At 58.7% G+C, this 21,886-nt stretch carries 16 protein-coding genes; 8 read left to right on the forward strand and 8 right to left on the reverse strand.

Features of this window, described 5'->3' with window-relative positions; genetic code table 11:
* Positions 1-10: 10 nt before the first annotated feature.
* Genes rfbD through rfbB form a run of 4 tightly spaced genes read right to left on the reverse strand, consistent with a single transcriptional unit; the run spans position 11 to position 3,373 of the window.
* The gene (rfbD, locus tag JJD66_RS17025; protein ID WP_200648602.1) at positions 11-880 is read right to left on the reverse strand and encodes a dTDP-4-dehydrorhamnose reductase; all 870 of its coding nucleotides are present in this window, start codon (positions 878-880) and stop codon (positions 11-13) included.
* Complete coding sequence (gene rfbC / locus JJD66_RS17030) at positions 877-1,422, reverse strand: dTDP-4-dehydrorhamnose 3,5-epimerase (protein ID WP_198715437.1); 546 nt, start codon at positions 1,420-1,422, stop codon at positions 877-879. The genes rfbD and rfbC overlap by 4 nt, the downstream gene beginning before the upstream one ends.
* Positions 1,419-2,294 carry a glucose-1-phosphate thymidylyltransferase RfbA gene (gene rfbA, locus JJD66_RS17035; protein ID WP_200648603.1) on the reverse strand — a complete coding sequence of 292 codons (876 nt, stop codon included), beginning with the start codon at positions 2,292-2,294 and terminating at the stop codon, positions 1,419-1,421. The genes rfbC and rfbA overlap by 4 nt, the downstream gene beginning before the upstream one ends.
* Positions 2,291-3,373, reverse strand: coding sequence for a dTDP-glucose 4,6-dehydratase (gene rfbB, locus JJD66_RS17040; RefSeq protein WP_198715439.1), 1,083 nt, complete (start codon positions 3,371-3,373; stop codon positions 2,291-2,293). Before rfbB ends, rfbA begins: the two co-directional genes overlap by 4 nt.
* A 151-nt stretch (positions 3,374-3,524) precedes the next feature.
* Here rfbB and JJD66_RS17045 point away from each other — a divergent pair, with 151 nt between their 5' ends.
* From JJD66_RS17045 to JJD66_RS17055, 3 genes are all read left to right on the forward strand, one after another.
* Positions 3,525-6,434, forward strand: coding sequence for an aminotransferase (locus tag JJD66_RS17045; protein WP_200648604.1), 2,910 nt, complete (start codon positions 3,525-3,527; stop codon positions 6,432-6,434).
* A gap of 121 nt (positions 6,435-6,555) precedes the next feature.
* Positions 6,556-7,662: an agmatine deiminase gene (aguA, locus tag JJD66_RS17050; protein WP_200648605.1), complete on the forward strand. Its 1,107-nt coding sequence runs from the start codon at positions 6,556-6,558 to the stop codon at positions 7,660-7,662.
* A 235-nt stretch (positions 7,663-7,897) separates the two neighbouring features.
* Positions 7,898-8,113 carry a hypothetical protein gene (locus tag JJD66_RS17055; protein WP_200648606.1) on the forward strand — a complete coding sequence of 72 codons (216 nt, stop codon included), beginning with the start codon at positions 7,898-7,900 and terminating at the stop codon, positions 8,111-8,113.
* Between the two features lie 184 nt (positions 8,114-8,297).
* Here the strand turns inward: JJD66_RS17055 and JJD66_RS17060 are convergent, their stop codons facing one another.
* Positions 8,298-10,373, reverse strand: coding sequence for a TonB-dependent receptor (locus JJD66_RS17060; RefSeq protein ID WP_200648607.1), 2,076 nt, complete (start codon positions 10,371-10,373; stop codon positions 8,298-8,300).
* Between the two features lie 408 nt (positions 10,374-10,781).
* Between JJD66_RS17060 and JJD66_RS17065 the strand changes: the two genes are divergently transcribed.
* Positions 10,782-12,068: an OprD family porin gene (locus JJD66_RS17065; protein ID WP_034125518.1), complete on the forward strand. Its 1,287-nt coding sequence runs from the start codon at positions 10,782-10,784 to the stop codon at positions 12,066-12,068.
* Between the two features lie 81 nt (positions 12,069-12,149).
* Here the strand turns inward: JJD66_RS17065 and JJD66_RS17070 are convergent, their stop codons facing one another.
* Genes JJD66_RS17070 through JJD66_RS17080 form a run of 3 tightly spaced genes read right to left on the reverse strand, consistent with a single transcriptional unit; the run spans position 12,150 to position 15,488 of the window.
* Complete coding sequence (locus tag JJD66_RS17070; protein ID WP_200648608.1) at positions 12,150-13,727, reverse strand: M48 family metallopeptidase; 1,578 nt, start codon at positions 13,725-13,727, stop codon at positions 12,150-12,152.
* Positions 13,728-13,741: 14 nt separating this feature from the next.
* Positions 13,742-14,107: a hypothetical protein gene (locus JJD66_RS17075; RefSeq protein WP_014716500.1), complete on the reverse strand. Its 366-nt coding sequence runs from the start codon at positions 14,105-14,107 to the stop codon at positions 13,742-13,744.
* 37 nt (positions 14,108-14,144) lie between these two features.
* Positions 14,145-15,488, reverse strand: a complete 1,344-nt coding sequence (locus tag JJD66_RS17080) for a CHASE2 domain-containing protein (protein WP_200648609.1) — start codon at positions 15,486-15,488, stop codon at positions 14,145-14,147.
* Positions 15,489-15,791: 303 nt separating this feature from the next.
* Between JJD66_RS17080 and JJD66_RS17085 the strand changes: the two genes are divergently transcribed.
* The 4 genes from JJD66_RS17085 (at position 15,792) to JJD66_RS17100 (ending at position 21,589) form a co-directional block, all read left to right on the forward strand.
* A complete protein-coding gene (locus tag JJD66_RS17085) occupies positions 15,792-16,568 on the forward strand; it encodes a helix-turn-helix domain-containing protein (RefSeq protein WP_200648610.1) in 777 nt (258 codons plus the stop codon).
* A 104-nt stretch (positions 16,569-16,672) separates the two neighbouring features.
* The gene (gene yddG, locus JJD66_RS17090) at positions 16,673-17,611 is read left to right on the forward strand and encodes an aromatic amino acid exporter YddG (protein WP_200648611.1); all 939 of its coding nucleotides are present in this window, start codon (positions 16,673-16,675) and stop codon (positions 17,609-17,611) included.
* Between the two features lies 1 nt (position 17,612).
* Entirely contained in the window at positions 17,613-19,415 is a 1,803-nt protein-coding gene (locus JJD66_RS17095; protein ID WP_200648612.1) for a B12-binding domain-containing radical SAM protein, read from the forward strand.
* Between the two features lie 1,406 nt (positions 19,416-20,821).
* Positions 20,822-21,589, forward strand: coding sequence for a DUF1883 domain-containing protein (locus tag JJD66_RS17100; protein ID WP_200648613.1), 768 nt, complete (start codon positions 20,822-20,824; stop codon positions 21,587-21,589).
* Positions 21,590-21,886 lie beyond the last annotated feature (297 nt).

The raw sequence follows: 21,886 nt of genomic DNA on the forward strand, positions 1-21,886 counted from the left end.
CGCATTATGCCTAGTGCTGCTGTGCAAGACACTCGTGCAATGCGTCTTGCCACTGTGGCTGGCTGACGTGCCATTGCTGTTGCAGGCGGGTGCAGTCCAGGCGCGAGTTCAGCGGGCGCTTGGCGGGGGTCGGGTAGGCGCTGGAAGGGATCGGCTCCAGCTCGGCGCAGGCCTTGCCCTCGGCGCGCAGTTGCTCGCCAATGGCTTGGGCAAAGCCGAACCATGAAGTCTCACCCTGGGCAGTGAGGTGGTAAACACCCCAATCCCCTGCCTTACCGGCCTGCCACTGCTCGATCAGCACGCGGGTGCTGTTGGCGATAGTCCCGGCCCAGGTCGGCGCACCGATCTGGTCGGCCACGATGCGCATCTGTGGTTTTTCCTGCAGGAGGCGCTGCATGGTCAGCAGGAAGTTCTTGCCGTGGCTGGAGTAGACCCAACTGGTGCGCAAGATCAGGTACTCGCCGCCTGCAGCCGCAATCGCCTGCTCACCCGCCAGCTTGCTCTGGCCGTAGACACCCAATGGGTTCGGCGTGTCGCTTTCGGTGTACGGGGCAGGTTTGGTGCCGTCGAACACGTAGTCGGTCGAGTAGTGAATCAGCGGGATGCCCAGGGCCTTGGCTTCTTCGGCGAGGATGCCGGGGGCGATGGCATTGATGGCGAACGCAGCGTCCGGCTCGCTCTCGGCCAGATCGACGGCGGTGTGGGCCGCAGCGTTGATGATCAGTCCAGGGCGATGGGTGCGTACTTGCTGGCGGATAAGGTCTGCGTCTGCCAGGTCAAGCTGGTCGCGGCCCAGGATGAGGAGTTCGCCCAGGCCCTTGAGCCGCTGTTGCAGCTCCTGGGAGACTTGGCCGTGTTGGCCGGTGATGAGGATTTTCATGGGAACAAGTCAGCTTCCATCAGCAGTTTGCCGACCTGATCCTTGGCGGAGAGTTGCGGCGGTTCGGCCAGCTCCCAGTCGATGGCCAGCGTCGGGTCATTCCAGAGAATGCTGCGCTCGGCGCTTGGCTGGTAGTAGTCGGTGGTTTTGTACAGGAACTCTGCGTACTCACTCAACACCACGAAACCATGGGCGAAGCCTTCCGGCACCCAGAGTTGGCGATGGTTCTGTGCCGACAAGCGGACACCCACCCACTGGCCAAAGTGGGGTGAGCTGCGACGGATGTCGACCGCTACGTCCAACACTTCACCGTAGGTAACACGTACCAGCTTGCCTTGAGTGTGTTCAAGCTGATAGTGCAAACCTCGCAGCACGCCTTTTTGCGAGCGTGAGTGATTGTCCTGCACGAAATTACGCTTGAGCCCGGTGGCTGCTTCAAAGGCGCGCGCATTGAAGCTTTCGTAGAAGAAACCGCGTTCGTCGCCGAATACCTTTGGCTCGAGGATCAGTACGCCGGGTAGTGTGGTTTCAACTACATTCACTGGGTCTCTCCGGCAAGCGAGTAGAGGTATTGGCCGTAGCCGGTCTTGCCAAAGTACTTGGCGCGCTCCAGCAGATAATCACGATCGATCCAGCCATTTTCATAGGCGATCTCTTCCAGGCAGGCCACTTTCAAGCCCTGGCGGTGCTCGATGGTCTGAACGTAGGTCGAGGCTTCCAGCAGGCTGTCATGGGTGCCGGTGTCGAGCCAGGCGAACCCACGGCCGAAGCGTTCAACGTGAAGATCGCCACGCTGAAGGTAGGCATTGTTGACGTCGGTGATCTCCAGTTCGCCGCGTGGCGAAGGTTTGACCGCCTTGGCGATCTTGATCACGTCGTTGTCGTAGAAGTACAAGCCGGTCACCGCGTAATGGGACTTCGGCTTAGCCGGTTTTTCTTCAATGGACAGGGCGCGGCCTTCGCTATCGAAGTCAATCACACCGAAGCGCTCAGGGTCTTTGACCCAGTAACCGAACACGGTAGCGCCTGAGGGGCGTTCGGCCGCAGTGCGTAGTTGATCGCCGAAATGCTGGCCGTGGAAGATGTTATCTCCCAGGATCAAGCACACACGGTCATTACCAATGAACTCTTCGCCGATGATAAACGCCTGGGCCAAGCCATCCGGCGAAGGCTGCTCCGCGTAGCTGAAGCGCACGCCGAATTGGCTGCCATCGCCCAGCAGGTTCTGGTATTGCGGCAAGTCTACTGGCGTGGAGATCACCAGGATGTCCTTGATCCCCGCCAGCATCAGTACCGAGATCGGGTAGTAGATCATCGGCTTGTCATACACCGGCAACAACTGTTTGGACACGCCCAGGGTAATAGGGTGCAAACGCGTGCCGGAACCGCCGGCCAATACAATTCCCTTCATCATGCGATCAAATCCTTCAAGTCAGTATTGCCCAGTCGTTCACCTTGATAACTGCCGTCCTGGACCCTGCGGCACCATTCCAGGTTATCGAGGTACCACTGCACGGTTTTGCGCAGGCCGGTCTCGAAGGTTTCTTCCGGGACCCAGCCCAGTTCGCGTTCGATCTTGCTGGCGTCGATGGCGTAGCGTTGGTCGTGGCCTGGGCGATCCTTGACGAAGGTGATCAGGTCAGTGAATTTCTCCACGCCGGCTGGGCGTTGCGGCGCCAGTTCTTCCAGCAGGGCGCAGATGCCACGTACCACGTCGATGTTCTTCTGTTCGTTATGGCCGCCGATATTGTAGGTTTCGCCCACAACCCCAGTGGTGACCACTGTGAGCAGCGCACGCGCGTGATCCTCGACGAACAGCCAGTCACGCACCTGCAGACCATCGCCATACACCGGCAGTGGCTTGCCCGCCAAAGCGTTGAGAATCACCAGCGGGATCAATTTTTCGGGGAAATGGAACGGCCCGTAATTGTTCGAGCAGTTGGTCAACAGCACCGGCAGGCCATAGGTGCGCTGCCAGGCGCGTACCAGGTGGTCGGACGCTGCCTTGCTCGCGGAATACGGCGAGCTCGGTGCGTAAGGCGTGGTCTCGGTGAAGAGGTCGTCCACGCCGTGCAGGTCGCCATAAACCTCATCAGTGGAGATGTGGTGGAAACGGAATGCGCTTTTTGCCGGCTCTGCCAGCTTCTGCCAATAGGCTCGCGTGGCTTCCAGCAGGCTGTAGGTGCCAACGATGTTGGTCTGGATAAAATCCGACGGGCCGTCAATGGAGCGGTCGACATGGGACTCGGCCGCCAAGTGCATGATCGCATCGGGTTCGAAGCGTGCGAGCAGGGCGCTGACGGTGGCCTGGTCGATGATATCGGCCTGGACAAACTCATAGCGGCTGTTGGACGCGATGCTGGTCAGCGACTCGAGGTTGCCGGCGTAAGTCAGCTTGTCCAGATTGAGCACTTCATGCTCAGTGTGTTGAATCAAGTGCCGGATCAGGGCCGAGCCAATAAATCCGGCACCGCCGGTGATGAGAATGCGCATGTCGAGGGCCTTTTCCTTAGACGGACACTGGGCGAAAGTAGCATAGCTTGAGTTGTGAATCGGGCCGGCGCAAGCGCCGTGAGCAGAAGGGGTTGATTAACGCCGCAGAACAATGGCGATATAGACGCCTGAAAAAACAAAGGTCGTCACAATGTCGTTAGCCACGTTGACCCACCGTGCCAGCTTGCCTTGCCCACAAGTAACCCCCGAGCAAGCAGCATGCCTGCTCGAGCGACACTATGGAATAACGGGCAAATTACACTCATTGGGCAGTCAGCAAGACCTCAACTATAGAATTGACAGCACACGGGGCCGCTTCGTTCTGAAAATCTGCCGGGGTGACTACGCCGCGGTTGAACTCCAGGCCCAGCACGCAGCGCTCAACAGCCTGGGCGCACATGCCAGCCTGCGTGTGCCCAAGGTCATCCAGACCTTGGCGGGTGAGGAGTTGCTAACGGTCAACGTCGATGACCAAACCCTGCACCTGCGGCTATTGGACTACATCGACGGCCAGCCCCTGACGCAGTTACCCCACCTGAGCCGCACCGTGATCGAAGGCTTTGGTGAGCTGTGCGGGCAGATGAGCCTCGCGCTGGCAGGTTTCGAGCACCCAGGCCTTGCGCGCACCCTGCAATGGGACCCGCGCCACGCGCAAGCATTGATCACCCACCTGCTGGCAACCTTGCCCGACCTGCCGCAGCGTGCTGCTTTGGAGCAGGTGGCCAGGCAGGTCGAGGCGCATGTCCAGCCGTTGGCGGCACACCTGCCTTGGCAAGCAGTGCACATGGACATCACCGACGACAACGTGATGTGGCAGCGTGATGCCCAGCGGCACTGGCGCATACAAGGCGTGATCGATTTCGGCGATCTGGTGCACACCTGGCGAATTGCCGACCTGTCGGTGACCTGCGCGGCGTTGTTGCACCATGCCGACGGTGATCCGTTTGCCCTCTTGCCGGCGATCCAGGCCTGCCACGCGGTCACGCCGTTGCAGCGCGAAGAGCTGGAGGTGTTGTGGCCGTTGATCGTCGCTCGCGCGGCGGTGTTGGTGCTCAGCAGTGAGCAGCAGCAACGCCTGGACCCGGACAACGTTTATCTAAAGAAAAACGCCGAACACGAGTGGGAAATCTTCCATATCGCCACGTCGGTGCCCTTCGAACTCATGCAAGCGGCGATTCTGCGCAGCGTCGGCAAACCATTACCGCCCGTCGCCAACCAAGACTTCGCGCCTTTATTGCCAGGCTTGGTGGGCCGCGAGTTTGCGCTGATCGACCTGGGCGTACTCAGCCCGCATTTCGAGGCTGGCAATTGGGAGACTCCCGGCATCGATCGGCGCTTGCTGGATCAAGCGGCGACGGTGCATGGGCTGGCGGCCAGTCGTTATGGGCAATACCGCTTGTCGCGCACCCGCCCCGACAGTGCGCTAGAGCCCGAGACCTTCCCCCTGCATGTCGAACTGCATCTGCCCCACGGCACGGTGCTGGAAGCACCCTTTGCGGGAATGCTGCGCGAAGGTACCGACGGCTTGCTGTGTTTGCACGACGGCGGTCTGAGCTTGCGCCTGTGGGGCGTGCGCACATCACTCAAGCCGGGCGCAACCTTGGTCAAAGGGCAGGTGCTGGGCGAGGTTCATGCGCCGTTGACTGTGCAGTTATGCCGCGCCGACCTTGAGCCACCGCTGTTCTGCACACCTTCCCGGGCGTTGGCGTGGCAGGCGTTGTGCCCGTCACCCGCAGCGCTGTTGGGCCTGGCCTGTGATGCGGAGCCGGAACTGGACCCAGAAGCCCTGCTGGCCCGGCGTGATGCCAGCTTTGCCCGCTCCCAGAAGCACTACTACGCCGACCCACCGCGTATCGAGCGCGGCTGGCGTAACCACCTGATCGATATGCAGGGCCGATCGTACCTCGACATGCTCAACAACGTGGCCGTGCTGGGCCATGGCCACCCGCGAATGGCTGAAGTGGCGGCTCGGCAGTGGTCGTTGCTCAACACCAACTCGCGGTTTCACTACGCGGCGGTTGCCGAGTTCTCCGAGCGCCTGCTGGCGTTGGCGCCGGAGGGCATGGACCGGGTGTTCCTGGTCAACAGCGGCACCGAGGCCAATGACCTGGCGATTCGTTTGGCCTGGGCCTACAGCGGCGGGCGCGACATGCTCAGTGTGCTGGAGGCCTATCACGGCTGGTCGGTGGCGGCGGATGCCGTGTCCACGTCGATTGCCGATAACCCCCGGGCCTTGAGCAGCCGCCCGGATTGGGTACACCCGGTGACCGCGCCCAATACCTACCGCGGTGAATTCCGCGGGCCGGACAGCGCGCCGGACTATGTACGAAGCGTGGAGCATAACCTGGCGAAAATCGCCGCGAGCCAGCGTCAATTAGCCGGGTTCATCTGTGAGCCGGTGTACGGCAATGCCGGCGGCATCTCCCTGCCACCGGGTTACCTGCAACAGGTGTATGGCCTGGTCCGTGCCGAGGGGGGCGTGTGCATCGCCGATGAAGTGCAGGTGGGTTACGGCCGCATGGGGCATTTCTTCTGGGGGTTTGAACAGCAAGGTGTGGTGCCAGACATCATCACCATGGCCAAAGGCATGGGCAACGGCCAGCCGTTGGGTGCAGTGATCACCCGCCGAGAAATTGCCGAGGCGCTGGAAGCCGAGGGTTACTTCTTCTCCTCATCAGGAGGCAGTCCGGTCAGTTGCCGGATCGGCATGGCGGTGCTGGATGTGATGGAAGAGGAAAAGCTGTGGGAAAACGCCCAACTGGTAGGTGGGCATTTCAAGGCACGGTTGGAGGAATTGATCGATCGCCATCCACTCGTCGGTGCCGTGCATGGTTCGGGCTTCTATCTGGGCCTTGAACTGGTGCGCGATCGCAAGACCCTCGAACCTGCGACTGCAGAAACCGCCTTGTTGTGTGACCGGCTGCGGGAGCTGGGGATTTTCATGCAGCCTACCGGTGATTATCTGAATATCCTCAAAATCAAGCCGCCGATGGTGACGCCCAGACGCAGCGTGGACTTCTTTGTGGACATGCTGTCGAAAGTGCTGGATGAGCAACTGTGATTTATCGATTCTTATCGGCTATTTTTTGCAGGCGCGAGTACCTATCATGTTTTTAGTCTGTTAAAGCCGATTTTTATCCATTATAAAGTTGCCCTTGATCCCATTCGGAGCCCTGATCGCCATGACCACCTTGCACAGCACACCTCGCGCCGATGGCTTTCACATGCCTGCCGAATGGGCGCCCCAGACCCAGACCTGGATGATCTGGCCCGAGCGCCCAGACAACTGGCGCCTGGGCGGTAAGCCTGCTCAGGCGGCCCATGTGGCGGTGGCCAAGGCCATCGCGCGTTTTGAGCCGGTGACCGTCGCGGTCTCCGCCAGCCAGTACGAAAACGCCCGTGCCCGCCTGGACGTACCCAATATCCGCCTGGTGGAAATGTCCAATGACGACGCCTGGGTTCGCGACACCGGCCCCACTTTTGTGATCAACGGCAGTGGTGAAGTACGGGGTGTGAACTGGGACTTCAACGCCTGGGGTGGTTTTGACGGCGGTCTGTATGCACCGTGGAATCGCGATTCCCAGGTGGGAGGCAAGATCCTCGAGATGGAGCGCGCACCGCGTTACCGCACTGAAGGCTTTGTGCTTGAAGGCGGTTCGATTCATGTCGACGGCGAAGGCACCATGATCACTACCGAAGAATGTCTGTTGAACCGCAACCGCAACCCGCACCTTGATCGTGCGGCCATTGAGGCGGTGCTCAGCGATAACCTGGCGGTAGACAAGATCATCTGGTTGCCGGATGGCCTGTTCAACGACGAAACCGACGGCCATGTGGATAACTTCTGCTGCTACGTGCGCCCGGGCGAAGTGCTGTTGGCCTGGACCGATGACCCGCAAGACCCGAACTACCCACGCTGCCACGCAGCCATGGACGTGCTGCAAAGCAGCACCGATGCCCAGGGCCGCTCGTTCATCGTGCATAAAATGCCGATCCCGGGTCCGCTGTATGCCACTGAGGAGGAATGCGCCGGGGTAGATCTGGTTGACGGTAGCCAGGAGCGTAATCCGACCGTGCGGTTGGCCGGTTCCTACGTCAACTTCCTGATCGTCAATGGCGGCATCATCGCGCCGAGTTTCGATGACCCGTTGGACGATCAGGCCAAGCAAATCCTGCAGAACCTGTTCCCACAACATGAAGTGGTGATGGTGCCGGGCCGCGAATTGTTACTGGGTGGGGGCAATATCCATTGCCTGACCCAACAGCAGCCAGCCCCGCAGCGAAAGTGAGTGCAGTTGTAACAGCGCCTTGATGGCGTACGAGCACTGCGCCTTTGCAGTGTTCCCCGCAAGCCCGCGACCCAGCCCGGTCGCGGGCTTTTTCATGCCTGCATGCCGGTGAACAGGGCACATTGGCATAGCTCTTGTATCGCTGAGGTTACAGTGGCCCAAGGGGGATGACCGTGCAGTTCTGTCATAAACCTTGAGTAAGTTAGCCGCTCACGCAGCAGGAGAGAGCGCTGAAATGAATGCCGATGTCCACCTGATGAACACGCGTACGTTCCACCCTTTGCGGGTCGACGCAGACGCCATCCATGCGTTGGCCCTTTGGTTGAAGGCGAACGGCTCGCCACAGGTCAGGCAATTGCCTGATTTGCGCAGCGTGATGAGTGAGCGCTACCCGGTGGGGTTGTTCACGGATGACGAAGTGCAGGCGTTGTGCGAGTTGATGAGCAACTAAAGAACACCTGAAACCAACGGTGGGGGCTGGCTTGCCTGCGATGGCGGTGGCTCAGTTGAAGATTTGGCGACTGGCACACCGCCTTCGCGGGCAAGCCCACTCCCACAGGGATCTGCGCCAGGCGCTGATGTTGTGGGCACTACCTAAGCAGTGTGGGAGCAGGCTTTGTTTCCCATGAGGAGTGTCAGAAGCTGTAGGTACCGGTGACCACCAGGCTTCGCGGCTCACCTGGTTGAATCTGCGCCGCACTGGTCGCCGAGGCGTAGTAGTTTTTATCAGCGATATTGTTCAGTGCTGCCCGCACGTCCCATTCTTTCTGACGGAACCCGGCCAGCGCGTCCCAGCGACCATAACCAGGCAACACCACGGTGTTGAGGTTGTCGGCGTAACGATCGCCCACCAGGGTCAAACCGGTTTCCGCGTACCAGCCCATCTCCGGCTTCCAGGTGATGAACAGGCTGGCGTTGCGCTTGGCCACGTCGCTGATCCGTTTGCCCTCAAAGCCGTTGTTGTCCTTCTCGACCTTGGCGTCCTGCAGGCCTACGCCGCCGCGCACATACCAGTTGTCGACGATCTTGCCGGTGGCGGTCAGCTCCACGCCGCGTGAGCGTTGTTCGCCGGTGAGCAGGGTAATGGTACGGTCCAGCGGGTCGCTGGTGCGGCGGTTGTAGAGTTCCAGTTCGTACACAGCCAGGGTGGTGCTCAGGCGCTCATCGAACCAGTCGCTCTTCACGCCGATTTCTTTTTGCTTGGTCAACTCCGGGCTCAGGTCGTTGACGTTGCCGGTGGCGTTCGGCGTGATGCCGATCAGGCCGCCGCCTGCCGGGGTGAAAGTCTTGCTCCACGAGGCGTAGAACGAGTGGTGCTCCAGAGGCGTCCACACCAGGCCGACGCGCGGGCTGGTGCTGTGGCTTTTCACGTTCTGTTGGATGTCGAGCAGCTTGTTGGTGGTGTCCACTTCGAAGCGGTCGTAACGCAGCCCGCCCAGCAGTTGCCACTGGTCATTCAGGCGCAGTTGGTCCTGTATGTAGAGGGCGCGGCTTTCGACTTCGGTGTGGTTGTTACTCGACAGTCGCATGCTCCCGGTGTGGCTCAGGCGGCGATTGGGTTGGTTGAGGTCCAGGCTCGGCACCGTCTTGCCATCGCGAGCGGAGTACAGCTTCGGATCACGGCGCTGGCTGCCCAGCTCAATACCGGTGAGCAGGCGGTGTTCCAGGCCAAAGGTGTCGAAACCGCCTTCCAGCTCGAGGTTGTTGAACACGTTGCGCGTGGTCAGGTCCTGCTGCCAGTGTTGGCGGCTGACGGTGTCGGTTTTCGGGTCATAGCCGGTCTGGTAGGTATTGTCGAAATCGCTGTCGAGCTTGAACACGCCGAGGGTGTGGCGCAGTTGCCAGTCGGCGTTGAGCTCGTAGGCAAGTCTGGAACGCAGGGACTGGGACTTATCGTCGATGTAATCGCCGTGATCAAAGTAAGTGGTGCTGCGGCTCACATCCGCCGGGCGCCCGTTGACACCAGGAATGCCACGGTCTGGGGTGCGGTTGTAGCGGCTGTATTCGTATTGCACCAGCCAGTTCAGCTCTGGAGTGAGCTGCCAGCTCATCGACGGCGCGAACAACTGGCGGTTGCCGCTGACGCCATCGCGAAAGCTGTTGTTGTCTTGGTTGCCCATGTTCAGGCGCAGGCTGATGTTATCGGTGGGGTCGGTACTCAGGTCGGCATACAGGCTGCGCAAATCGTTGCTGCCGCCTTGGGCTTCGATGCTGGACTTTTGCCCTGGGCTTGGCAGTTTGCTCACCCGGTTGACGATCCCGCCCTGGCCGCCTCGCCCGTAAAGCACGGCGGCCGGTCCCTTGAGCACTTCGATACGCTCGATGTTATGCAGGTCACGTACGTACTGGCTGTCGTCGCGAATGCCATCCAGATAGAAGTCATTGCTGGCGTCGAAACCGCGTATGCGCAGGCTGTCGAAGCGTGTATCGGCGCCGCTGCTGACGTTGGGGATACCGCTCAATGCCTGGCCCAGGTCGTTGGTGCCATAGGAGCGCAGGCTTTCGGTTTTGACTGAGTCGATCGCCTGGGGCACATAGCGAACAGCCGTCGCGGTGCGCGTGGCGGTGCTGGTCTCTTTGACTCTTGGGTCGTCTTCGTCTGCTTCCACACTGATCGAGGTTTCGGGCAAGACCGTGGCCGCACCGGCAAAACCAGCAGACAGCAGGACAGAGAGCCCAAGGGAGAGAGGCGTCAGGCGAGGGGCAGGCATGGGAGTGTATCCAAATGACGTGACAGGAAAATTGTGCGCGAATGGTAATGCTTTGCATTTGCGCGCGTTATCTATTCCCTAACGCATTGCCTGCGGATTTGTTACTTAATGTGTTTTCAAGGGCTGATCAAGGTGTTTTCAAGGCTTTCATCCCGCCGCTTTAGCCCGCTGCTTAGACGAATATCGCCTAAATACAGACGATTCACGAAATTGACACATAGTTCAACGCCCGCATAGGATTGCGCCCAACGCCTGTGGCTAACCACCATGACTAAATCCAATAAAAAAAGGCCCGCGGCAGTTCAGTCGTCCGCGGGCCTTCTTTTTGCTGGCAAGGTCGACACCAGAAAAGCAACAGGAGCCTGGTGTCACAGCGCGTACTCAACCCGTAATAAGGAATATAAGAAAATGTTGAAGCAACGGATGAGTCTGATCGCTCTGGGGATTTTGAGCGCATCGACAGCAATGGCAAACGACCAGGAGCAATCCAAGGGTTTCGTTGAAGACAGCCACCTGAACATCGCAGCACGTAACGCCTACATCAGCCGTGACTACAAAAACGGCAAGCAGGACAAAGCTGAATGGGGCCAAGGCTTCATCGGCAAGTTCGAGTCCGGCTTCACCCAAGGCACCGTCGGTGTGGGTGTGGATGTGATTGGCCAATACGCTATCCGCCTGGATGGTGGTAAAGGTCGCAGCGGCGCTGGCGGTATCGACTTCTTCAAGCAAGGTGACAGCGGAGAAGCCGCCAACGACCTGGCCAAAGGCGGCGCAGCCGTCAAGGCGCGTATCTCCAACACCGTGATCAAATACGGTCAGCAGATGCCGGCCGTGCCGGTCCTGCAATACGACAACTCGCGTCTGCTGTCGGAAACCTACGAGGGCACCTCGATCGTTTCCAAAGAGATCGCCGGCCTGCAACTGGATGCTGGTCACTTCACCAAGGAAGCTCGCAAGAGCGCCGAGGGCAGCGACAGCGGCCGCTTGAAGAGCATCAACTACATCGGTGGTAGCTACAAATTCACCGAAAGCCTGTCGGCTGCTTTGTACGCCTCCGACATGCAGGACGTGCTGAAGAAGCAATACGTCAACGTCAACTACGTGCTGGCCCTGCCAGAACAACAGTCGCTGACATTTGACTTCAACGGCTACAAAACCAAGCTGGACCGCAGCTTCGCCCTGGAAAACCAAGGTGATGCGGACGCTCGCGACAACAAGATCTGGAGCCTGGGCGCTACCTGGGCCGTTGGCGCGCACAGCTTCACCCTCGCTCACCAGCGCAGCACCGGTGACACCGGCTACCTGTACGGTGGCTACCGCAACGCTGGCGGCATTGGCGACGGCGGCAATACCATCCTGCTGGCCAACTCCTACTGGTCCGACTTCAACGGCAAGGACGAGCGCTCCTGGCAAGCAGGTTATGGCATCGACTTCGCCACCTTCGGCGTACCGGGCCTGACCTACAACATTGCCTACGTGCGCGGCACCAACATCGACGACGGCACTGGCCGTGGCGATGGCACCGAGCGTGAAATCTGGAACCAGTTCAAGTACGTGGTACAGAGCGGCCCAGCCAAAGACCTGAGCCTGCGTGCCCGTGCCTCGTGGTTGCGCGTTTCCAACAACGCCAGCAACTACAACGTAGGCGGTAACGAAATCCGTCTGTTCGCCGACTACCCGATCAACGTTTTCTAATTGATCGAATGTCGTGCCTGATGCCAGGCGATAAAAAACCCCGACTGGTTCGGGGTTTTTTATTGTCCGCTCGCGGGGGCGTCAGGCTTTGACCGGTGCGAGCTTTTTGCAGTTCTCTTTGCGCGTCGGGTACTGCTCGCATTTGCGCAGTACGCTTTGCACCTGCTGCGCATTCTGCAGTTGCTGGTTGGCCAACAGCTTCTCGGTAATAAACAGTTCTTCCGAGCCCAGGTTGCGTTCTGCCTTGTCGATCATCGCCAGTGCCGATTGCCCGTCACCGCGCTTGAGGTGGTAGCTGATCATCAAGTCATAGGTGGAAGGCCCTGCCAGGGACCAGTCCTTGATCGCCTGCAACTCTTTCACCGCTTCGCTGTTTTTGCCTTGGGCCAGGCGCACGGTATAGGCGGTGCGCCGAATGCTCGGCTGGTCTTTTACCGGCGAGGCCAGAGCCTTGCGGATGAAAGCGTCAGCCTGCAGCACCTTGTTTTTCTCCAGGGCATCAATTGCGAAGTACGCGTCTTTATAGCCCTGCAAAGCCTTCGCCACCTGAGGCGTGCTCTTCATTTTCGACCAGCTTTGCGGGTTGACCCGGGCGCGGCGTTCCTGGCGGTATTCGCGTTGCAAGTACTGGCGCAGCTCGGTGTCGCGGTCCATCGCCGACATATGTGAGCGGTTGAAGTATTGGCTGGTCGCGGTGATGCCGGTGGTCAAGCCATCCTTGACCAGCACGTCCAGCTCTTTGGTGAACTGGTTGAGATTGAACTGCTGCAGCGAATCCTGCATGGCATTCTTGCGCGCCGTGAGGAACCCCGTGAGCAAGGGCTTCTGCTTGCCCTGGAAGTCGTTGAGGCGCTCCAGGCTATGGGTGGCGGCTCGCGGCGCGTAACCGGCACGGATCATCAAGTCGGTGCCCAGCAAGTCGGCCTGGTCTTCCTGGCTGCGGCCCCAGGCGGTGCTCCATACCTGATCGGAAAAGGTATTGGCCAGAGCGGTGTACAGCACGGTGTTGCCGATGGTCTTCTGGGTGCCGGCCGGGTCCTTGCTGAACAGTTTCATCGTACCGGAGCTGCGGTCCACGCCCGTATCGGCAGCCATGGTGGCCAAGGCGACCGTGGAGGCGACGGTGGTGAACATGTCTTTCTGCTGCTGGAAAGCGGCCATGCGGTCATGGTGATGCAGCAATACGTGGCTCATTTCATGGCCCAGCATCGCGGCGATTTCATCTTCACTGGCGACGTTGTCCAGCATGCCCAGCGGCACGAACAGGTTGCCGTAGGGGTCTGCCGACGGCCCGAAGCCATAGCTGTCGGTGATCTTCACCTGCAGCGGCGGCAACTCCCCCGGCCAGCCCTTGGACAAGCGCGTGACGATGCCCTGCAAGTAGCCTTGCAGCATCGGGATATCCACCAGGTTCTGCTGGCGCGCTTCAGCGGCCGGTACCGCACGCCCGTCGTAGCTCAAACGCTGCTGGCTCTGGCGCTGTGGGTCGAGCTTGTAATACTGGCGTACGTCGCTGTTATCCACGTAATGGCCCTGCACCCTGGACTGGGTCGAGGGGCCCACCAGGTTCATAAACGCCTGGTCTGCGCCTTTCAAGGTGGCGCAACCACTGAGCACCGAACTGGCCAACAGGCTGGCTGCTACTAGATATCCCCTCACCGCAACGCTCCTTTTTATTGATTGCAGCCGGCACCAAAACCGATGGTGGAGTTATTGCGGCTGTCCTTGGCCTGGCTTTTGGTCAGGCCCTGGCAGGGCAGGTCCACGACGTTCAGCGGGGGTTCGATGCGCAAATCCATGGTGTCCAGCCACACCTTCTGGCCTGCCAGTTCTACCTGCACCAGGTCCAGCGCCTGGTTGTACTGCAATACCGGCAGGGGCTGGGTGGGCGCGTCCTTTTTCGCCAGCTCACGTTGTTGCTTGCCCTGCTCGTCCAGCACTGTCACCGGGTCGGCGAGGAACGCCTTGATACTGTGGGTTTCTGCCCAGGCGCCCTGGGTGAAGAGGGCGGCGAGCAAAACGATGAGGCTTCTGTTCATCCTTGGTTTCCTTGAGTCAGATAGCAGAGCGGTGCACTCAGCGATCGCGGTCGAAGAAGGCTTCGATCCGCTCGCTGAACAGCACCAACGACAGCAACACAATGCCCAGCACGTTGACCGGGGTGATGTCATTGAGGCTCAGCAACACACTGACCCCCGTCAACATCGACATCACCAACAGCCACGACGGGCACGGCGAGGTAAAAAACCAGATTTCCTGGCGCCGCCAACGGCTCCAGGTGCGATGGCCCGCCAGGCGACGTGCGTGCAGCGCCTTGAGCACGGCGATCAACGCCAACAGCCCGAGCTCCAGCAGGTCTAGCCAATTGAACGGCAGGTGGGGGAAATTGGCCGGTTCATGGTCGTAGTCCATGCCCGCATTGATCAGGTTGTCCAGCGCCATGGCGTGCAGGTAAACGCCAGGGAGTTGGCCGTGTACCGGCGACTCCACCAAGTCACCGGTGGAAGCGATATTGGCGCCCACCAACACCAGGCGGTCGCGCAGTAACTCGGCGACCAATGCCTGGTCATCGGGGTCGCTGACCTCCAGGTCACTGGCCGACAACGTCAGCGTATAAGGGCATCGCGCCTGGGCCGAGTCGTCGAGCTTCCAGAACACCGCCTGAAATAACTGCGCCACCCCATCCAGCAAAAAATGCCGTGCCGGCGCGCAGTGGCGGATATCGGCAATACGTGCCTGTTCGGGCGCCAGCTTCAGCCCCCACTGCACGGCGATGGGCTGGCGCTGCGCAGCGGCTTGCATATCCACCGGCGGCTGCTTGCAGTGCTGCGTGGCACAGAACACTCGATACAGCGACAGGGCGGGAGTTTCCATCAGCCCTGCCTGTGTGCGCATCGCCAGTGGATACTTGTCATCCACCCCTTCCCACACCACCAGGGCCGGCTGGCTCACCTGCATGAACGGCGCCAGCGTATTCGCCTGGCCCGCCTCTGCCCGAGTCAACCCAGTATTGGCCAGCCACAACGGGATGCCTTGGCGTTGATAACGCTCAAACACATTCGCCAGCAACTGGCTGCCCCGCGTCGGGTCGCCAAACGAGTGGTCGTGGCTATAAAGCAAATCCACAAACACCGCCTGGGGCTTGTACGCCAGCAAGCGCTTGAACAACTTGCTCTGCTCGCCATAAGGCATAGGCCACGAACTGTTATTGCGCATCAGGTAGGCATCATCGATCAACACCACCGCCACCCGCTGCTGCCCAAGGCTCGGGTAGTGACTGGCGAACATACGATTGAGCCACTGCGCCGACGCCTTGTCGCTGGAACTGGCCAGGCCGAAAGGATCAAGAATCGCCAGCAACACGATGATGACCGCCAGCCAATAGCGGCGGTATTTGAACAGCGGGGGTTTGGACAACATCCATGTCTCGATAAAAACGCAAGCAAGGCGGGGTTTTTAACGGAGTGGGGAGGGGGTGTCAATTGGAAAAGTGGCTAAGTGCCATATCACTATGGGCGCATGGGTCGTCATTCGTAAAAAGCCCTGGCCTATCCAGGCCAGGGCTTCGCTCTGTGGGAGCCGGGCTCGCCCGCGATGAAATCAGCCCGCGCCCCGCACGAGTTCTTGCCGATGACCCGTCGCATCTCCCCTGAGCGCTCGCGGGAGTGGCACCGGGTTCTCTGACTCAGGCATGATGTGAACCTGAGCCAACGGAGAGGCGCTATGGGCAGTCACGATAACCCAGCGGTTTCACTGGCCCTTCGTTCGTATTCGGGCCAAGTCGAATTGCACGATCACGACTTTCATCAGCTCGTGCTGCCGCAGTCCGGCTCCATGGACATCGAAGTCGACGGTCGGGCCGGCAAGGTCGACTGGAGTCAGGGCGTGGTAATTCCTGCCGGTGCTCGCCATGCGTTTCTGGCGCAAAAGGCCAATACCTTTCTGGTACTCGACGTGCCGGCCACGACCTTCGGCGGGCCCAAGAATCTCGACCTGTCGACCAGACTCCAGGCCGACAAACGCTTTTTCCCAATAGGCCCGGAAATCCGCCATTTACTCGATTACGCCAGCCGCAGCGCGCCCTTGCTGACCAGTTCACCTCAGGTGGCGGAGTCTTGGAGTACTTTGCTGCTGTCTTCGCTGACGCTGCCGCCCGGAATCATCCCTGAGCATGGTCAGTTCACCCTGGCACGGGCACTCGCTTACATCGAAAGCCATCTGGACAGTCGGCTTAGCGCCACCGAGATTGCACGGGTGGCAGGCACCAGCGAGCGGCAACTCTACGTGCTGTTCGCTCGGCATTTGAATAGCACGCCTTTTGCGCATATCGCCACCTTGCGTCTCAACCGTGCCATCGACTTGCTGTGCGAAACCGCGCTGTCGATCACCGAGATCGCCCACCGCGTCGGTTATGCCGATCAAAGCGCACTCACCCACGCCCTGAAAAAGAACCGCGACCTGACCCCGGCCACGGTGCGACGAAGTTCGCGGGTAAGGTGAATCAGGCAGGCCTGAACAAATCTTCAGCAGTGCTCATCAATACCCGCCCGGCCGGACCTTTCTATGATTGCCCCACCGACAAGGATAAATCAGACGGGGCGTAGATGACCGAAGTGACGCACACTGCCAAAACACAGATGTCTGTCAGAGCCGCAGCCTCGGCCACCGCCATCGGCGTGATCGCGGTGTTCCTGTGGTCATGCCTGGCGTTGCTGACCAGCCTCACCGAGGGCATTCCACCCTTCCAACTGCTGACCCTGAGTTTTGCCGTCGCGTTTGTAGCGAGCCTGTGCATCCTTGGCCGCAACGGCATGGCGGGGTTTCGCAGCTGGCGTCAGCCCTGGTCGGTATGGGCGGTCGGTTTTCTAGGGATATTCGCCTACCACGCGCTGTATTTTTTCGCCCTCAAGGCTGCCCCGGTTGCCGAGGCGAGCCTGATCGCCTACCTGTGGCCACTGTTGATTGTGCTGCTCTCGGCCTTCAGCGCGGGGGAACGGCTGCGCAAACGCCAGTTACTCGGCGCGCTGCTGGGGTTGGCCGGTACGGCGTTCATCATGCAACAGCGCGCCTCGGATGAAGCCGCCGCCATGCCGGTAGCCGGCTACCTGGCCGCCTTCGCCTGCGCGCTGGTCTGGTCGTCCTATTCGGTGATCAACCGCCGTTTCAGTGACGTGCCAAGCAGCATCATTGGTGGCATCTGTGGCCTCGTCGCAGTGGCCGGCCTGGCCTGCCATCTGGCGTTTGAAACCGCGGTCATTCCAAGCGCCGGGCAATGGGCGGCCATCGTCGGCCTTGGCCTGGGGCCGGTGGGCCTGGCGTTTTTCGCCTGGGACCACGCCACCAAGCACGGCAGCCTGGCGATGCTCGGCGCTCTCTCCTATCTGGCCCCCCTGATCTCGACCCTGCTGCTGGTGGCCATAGGGCAAAGCCATGCCAGCCCGATCCTGATTATTCCCACACTGCTGATCATCGTCGGCGCCGTTATCGCCACCTCGAAAACAGGCCAGCCCAAAGCCGACATTACTGTTGTAAAGGAGCTTTGAGATGGACCTGATTGCCTCTGAAGGCGCCACAAGAATTGAACGCGACCTGCCACGATTCAGCGTGGCGCCCACTCGCCCTGCGCTCCAGCATCTGGGACTACCGTCATTGAAGTCCAGCCGCAGCGGTATTCGCCGCCGCGCAAATGGCGAAGCGCCACGTGTGTTGCTGTTCGTGCCGCCTTACACGCGGCTGATTGAGCCGGTACCGCTGGGCAGCGCATTTGCCGACATCGGCATCGACACGTTCGAAGTAATGAAACGCGCCGGCACGCCCATTGGCCTGTTGCGCATCGCCACGGTGGCCAAGCGCGCCGGTTACGAGGTGCAGATCGTCGACGCGCCATTCGCCGGCTGGTCCCAGGAAAACACTCTGGTGAACGTCGATCAGGGCCATTTGGTCCGCTATGGCCTCACCGATGTGCAAATGCGCAAGATCATCGAAGATGCACAACCGGACATCGTCGGCATCCAGTGCAACTACACCGTGCAATGGGGCAACGCCCGGGCGCTGGCCGACCTGGTGAAATCCATCGATCCAAATTTGCTGCTGGTGACGGGCGGTGCCCATTCCAGCGGTGACTGGCAGAATGCCTTGCTGGACTCGCCTTTCGATTTCACCCTGATCAACGAAGCGGATCGCGCCTTCACGCTGCTGCTCGACGCGGTCACCCATGAAGGCGGCAATGTCGACGCGGTGCCGGGCATTGCCTATCGCAGCTACAGTGGCCAACTAGTTCGACCGACGCGCAAATCCAGCTACTTGAGCATTGTCCCGGCCCGGCAGGATCTGGATGAGCGGCTGGGCGTCATGCCGTTGCCGGATTTCAGTTTCCTGAACATGAACAACTACTTGCAGCCCTATCATTCCTCCGGTGCGCGGGTGCGCAAGACCGGCGCCTGGGCGCAGATCTTTTCCACCATAGGCTGCAACGTCAATTGCAACTTCTGCTATATCCCCAAAATCAACGGCCCCTGGCGGGCATTGGGGCTGGACTGGTTCGACCTGCATCTGGCGGATTTGGTCAAACAAGGCGTGACCGAAGTGTTGATCGAAGACGATCACTTGATGCATGACCCGCTGTACGCTATGGAGGTCGGCAAGTTGTTGAAGAAACACCATTTGCCGTGGGTCGAGGAAGGTGGGCTGAGCCTGTTCAATCTGGTGCTGCTGCACAAGGGCGAGCGATTTCTGGCGGAACTTGATGAGCAGGAACTCAAAAGCCCGCACTACCGCAACGTCATCGCTGCCATTCGCGGCGGTCTCACGGCGAAGACGTTTATCCGTTCAATCGCCGACAACGGTTGCTACAACATTTACCTTGCGGTGGAGAGCGCCAACGAAGAGAGCCTGGTGAACTCCAACAAGTCGCGTTTCAACGCGATTCAGCAGGCAACCTTTGAGATCATCCAGATGTTTACCGAGTGCGGAATTCAGGTGACGGGCGGCTTCATGCTCGGCTTCGTCAACCCGCCGGCCTCGGCTGCCGAACAGCCGTTCATCGAAAGCCTGGGGCAAATCGGTAATACCATTGACTATGCCGTCAGCCTTATGGGCGCAGGCATGGCCTACGCCAACCCGTTTATCGTGACCCCGATTCCGGGCACCGAGATGTGGGCATACCAACAGCAGTATGTGGTCCGTCACTACGACAATGGCTGGTCTCACGAAAAAGCCACCATGGCCACCGAGCAATGGAGTGCCGATGACATCGAAAAAGCCCGTATGGAATTGCTGGTACGCGCCAATGGTGCTGATCGGGTGCGGGAAATGGTGCGGCGCGGAACGTGGCCAGTGGATGTCTGATTTTTTACGCAGCCCTACTCGTTCAATGACTTCGAGCGAGTAGCCAAACAACCTCACACGTCAATTGAACCACTTACACCATCAGCCTGCTTCTGACCGGTTTTTGACCTTCATCTATAGGTTGAATTTTCCTAAGCGAAGAGTGAGCAAATGCGCGGTCAGTAGCCAGTAATAGCGCGTCGATTCAGCGTGCTGGTTCACGTGACGGTTTAGAAAACATGCGAGATGCTTTCGCTGCCAGGTCCATGGATTATCTTTGTGCAAGCGATTAGAGATCTCCGCTTGAATGGTCTTTGCTTGGCGTAGGTGACGTTCGCGAATGGCATGCGACCCGGTGAGAAGATCCGCCAGGAACAGCTCCATGTCGAATGTTTTGCTCGTGCTCGATCATCGTTATAAGCCGATACCACGTCGAGACGACCATGCCCCAGTTCGTCGCTGATTTGTGTGCAGGCCTGCTGATGAAGGATGGGGCGGGCAGGGCGGACGATTGCCCGTGAAAATCGAGGTGGTTTTCGGCTGGTATCCATAAGATTTTGGCGGAATCCGACGGAACGCCAAAACGAAAAAACCCGCCAGAAGGCGGGTTTTTCGGGGGTTCCAGAGATTTTGAAAGCCTTCTCTGGAACCTTGGATGGTGCGGCACCAGACGAACGGTATGTTTCGGCGAGAGTAGGTTTTTCGGGCATCTGGAGTTCGCTGGAAAATTCGGCGTACCCCAACTAGTAACTATAAACAAATCAGATAGTTATGGCGTTCGGTGGAATTGAACTCGGGATTTTTTAGATGTCAGCACGTTGTCGGTCTGCAAGTAATTCAGAGCCGCATACGGAATGGTAAACCTCCCGAATTCGAACGTTGTTGATCATCTCCTCCGTCGAGAATAGGTAGGAGTCCGCCAAAAGCTGCCGTGGTGACAGGCAGCAGACGGCCATTTCCGGACATTCGTGGCAGGCATAAAATCGCCAGTGTGACAGGCTTCGGTTGCTGATCACTGCCCTGAGAAATGGCGACCGTATCGGAGTTGCACCCAATCCGTCGCAGAGCCACAGCTATCGCATTTCATGTCGCAGAAAATTGAGCACCTGCGACAGGCTCACGCGACACCCCAAAACTTCACCCCGCGGTGCGAGCGAATCGTCGCATAACTTAGGAGTAAGGCGACAGATAAGGCTTGGCGCGACGTGTAGGTCGGGCGAAACGCAGACAGTGGACACTCCACTAATGCATTAGTAATTATGCACGCATCACTGTCGCGTTCTTACGTTATACTGTCGTGCTTACAAAACCACCTTTTAGGCTGATCAAGAGGTTATGTGTGGCGATGGAGCGTTATACGACATTCACTCAGCGATTATGCGATAGAAATGTTGCCTAATTAATAGTTATGCAAAAGGAGAAGGACTTTGAATTTTTTGCAATATGACTTAGGAAATAGAAAGCGTGGCGAAATTGTAGAGGTAACACTGACAAGTGGCGCTAATGTTCGCCTAATGACAAGCTCAGAGTTCTCTAACTACAAGAACGGTAGAAGGCATCGCTTTATCGGCGGACTGGCTAAACGCTCTCCGGTTAATTTGCAAATTACTAGTTCTGGCCGCTGGTATGTCGTGGTCGATATGCAGGGCCTACGAGGCAGCACAAACGCATCGGTTCGTATTTTACCAGGGGCGTTGCCGGAAATACAAGAACGCCCCCTAACAGAAGTTCCAAGCTTAGTTCGTGACAACATACCGCCTCCGACAGAGTCCGGCGGAGAAACACACGATGTCTTCATTTCTCACGCATCCGAAGACAAAGACGACTTCGTACGTCCATTAGCTAATGCACTGATAGAGCAAGGCTTGAGTGTTTGGTATGACGAAATGACTCTTAGGATAGGAGATAGTCTAAGACAGAAAATCGACAAAGGCCTTGCCAATAGCAGAGTTGGCTTAGTCGTACTTTCACCATCATTCATCAAGAAAGGTTGGACAAACTATGAACTTGATGGAATTGTCACTCGAACGGTATCTGGTGAGCAAGTGTTACTACCAATATGGCACAACATAACAAAGCAACAGGTTGTCGACTTTAGCCCATCGCTTGCCGACAAAGTAGCCCGTAGCACAGCTACACATACAATCGAAGAAATCGCATTAGAAATTGCTGAGCTTTTGCATTCAAGAACATAACAACTGGTTCAAACGCTTCGCTGTGTTCCCTGGAACGGGCTAAAGCCCGTCCCTTAACCAAACATCACACATCTTGGTGGCACTATGAAACTGTATGTTTATGACCACAAAACAAAAAATAAAAAATATATAAATGTAGCGGCCTCAAGCAGAAAAAAACTTGAAGAGAAGGCGGTTGCAGAAGCTGAGTGCAACACGGTTATTGATTTGAAGCTGGAGCATGATGCCGCATAGCCATGGCTTCCTGCATCACCTCGCCCATGACTTCGATCGGGCACTTGAAATCGAAGCGTTTAC

Origin of the sequence: Pseudomonas sp. MF6751 (genome assembly GCF_016613265.1) — a bacterium.
Taxonomy (GTDB): Bacteria; Pseudomonadota; Gammaproteobacteria; order Pseudomonadales; family Pseudomonadaceae; genus Aquipseudomonas; species Aquipseudomonas fluorescens_BV.